The organism is Bacteroidota bacterium (assembly GCA_034723125.1).
In the GTDB taxonomy this organism is placed as follows: Bacteria; Bacteroidota; Bacteroidia; order CAILMK01; family JAAYUY01; genus JAYEOP01.
This window is the reverse complement of record JAYEOP010000406.1, coordinates 1-2263: the sequence shown is the minus strand read 5'-3', so window position 1 is coordinate 2263 and position 2263 is coordinate 1. Positions and strand designations below refer to the sequence as shown.

Sequence of the window (2263 nt, the reverse complement as noted above, 5' to 3'; positions counted from 1 at the left end):
AAAAATCTGTAACAGGACTTGGAAAGACAATTATTTCTCTCGTAGCCGTGTCTCTACAAGCATGATTTGTCTCCTCAATTAAAACCACATTAAAAGTATCGGCAATTGAATAAATGTGTTGTGCCGTGTCTGAGTTTGATGTGTTGCCGTCTCCGAAATGCCATGTTTTTGAAACATTTAAATTTAAGGAATCACTTGGGTTTAAGAAAGTAAAGTTGTTTTCGTTTAGGCATTGGGCTGTGTCGTTTATGTTTATTTTTGACTCAGGCATTGGCTGTACATAAAGCTCTTTGGTTTTTGATGTTTCGCAACCATAAGATGAAGTAACCGTTAATTTAACATTAAATGTATCAGCAACTAAAAATGACTTTACAGGGTTTTGCTGAAACGAGCCTGTACTATCCCCGAAATCCCACTCGTAGGTCATGCTACCGTCTATAGCGGTGGATGAATCATAAAAATGAAACTCATTGCCAAGCAAACACTGCGAGTTATCCGTAATACCAAAATTAGCATAAGCATAATTACTGATTCTGATTTCCCTTTCAAAGGTATCGTTTGTATTATTATAAAATATGACAGCACTTGTTTGGTAATAACCAGTATCTGAATACACATGTTTAGGATAAAACTGCCATGAATAATTACTATCCCCAAAATACCAGTAAACTGAATCAATATTGGAAGTGTCTTTTAAACTGAATGCTGTTGAATCCCCCAAACAAGTGTTTTCTATTTCTATATCAGGAAGGTAAAAATAGGATTGGAGGAAGGTGGGGAGGGACATCCCAACACTATTATTGAATTTTATGGCTGAATCAACATAATTACAGGCATTACCTTTTAAGTCTGGTTTATTAATACAACCTAAATAATAGTTCGGTCGTGCTAAATATATTTTTTTATCAAGACCTATCTGGAGGCAAAAATAAAAGCTACTAATATTATTTATAAAAACAGGAAATAACGATTTTTTCACAATACTATCTATTCCCGAAGAAATATCTACTTGGTATAGTTGACCAGGGGCACCATGAACTGAAAAATACAAGAATTTTTCATTGTGCGAAAACTCAATACCATAAGTTCTGTCATAACCTTCTTCAACCTGAGGAATACTGTCAATAGTGATACAATTTGAAACTTTTCCAGTCTTGTTGTCAAAATCAAAAATATCAACTTTTCCAGTCAAATTAATTGCATTAGCCAGTTTTTTTCCTGAAGGTGAAAACTTCATTTGTCCACGCCAATCACCCCAAACACTTCCGGTATATGTTCCTACTGAAGAAATAACAGGGGTTGTATCTAAACCTGTGTTTTTAAGTAAATAAGCTTTTAAATTATTAGAATAATTATCTTTTACCATTATCCATACCGATTTTTTATCAGCATGTAAAGTAGCTACTAATTTGTTGTTTACATTCCTGCAAATCAATTTGTTCTTTAAAATAACTTCCCCATTTCCATTATCCTTTGTCATATCCACAATATGATAATAAAAGCCTGCAATAGTAGTGTCGTGTAACCCTAGAATAGAACATACGGTAAATAAGTAATAGATATTCGGGTTTACTGGGAGTGGTATTATCATGGGTGATTGATCACAGGCACTATTACTAATTAAACCATATCCATTTTTTAATGTGTCATGATTTTTGTTGAAAATGGTTGCATCTTTATAAGTACCCCCATAAAATAAAAGATTACCATTTTTATCGGAAATAGTAGAGGTTCCAAGGCTTCCCCACATTTTACTATCATAAATAGGAACAGGCACATTGTTTTCAAATCTCATCCCCTCCCAGGTGCCAAAGTACCAGTTTTTGGTTTCTAATTGAGCGTAAGAATTTAACGAAACAGTTATAAAAAAAAATATGATTAATAGTTTTTTCATTTATATATGCTAAATAGAAATATTATTCAAAAATACGTAAAATAAAATCCATAAAAAAATTGTTTAATTATTTATTAGTACAATTAAAAGTGAAAAGGTAAACAAAAAAAGTGAATTTTTTTTTAATTGTTTGTTTGGGCGCTGGAAATGGCGATCCATACGGACAAGTTTTGGTGATTTGGTGATTTGTTTATTTGTTTATTCGGAATTTGACTGTTGACTGTTTTTTACTGCCGACTGGAGACTGCCGACTGAGGACTGTTTTTGACGACCTCTGCTAAAAAGCCCGAGATTGTCGCGGTCGTACCTCCCTCACAATGACGACCTTATGGGTTGTTGTAAGAATTGTTTATTTGGTGATTTGTTTAT

Annotated in this window: 1 protein-coding gene; it reads right to left on the bottom strand. The window is 33.3% G+C overall.

Annotation, left to right across the window (positions count from 1 at the left end; genetic code table 11):
* Positions 1–1894, bottom strand: a 1894-nt coding sequence (locus tag U9R42_10865) for a PKD domain-containing protein (protein MEA3496526.1), incomplete at its 3' end; no start/stop codon positions are given.
* Positions 1895–2263 lie beyond the last annotated feature (369 nt).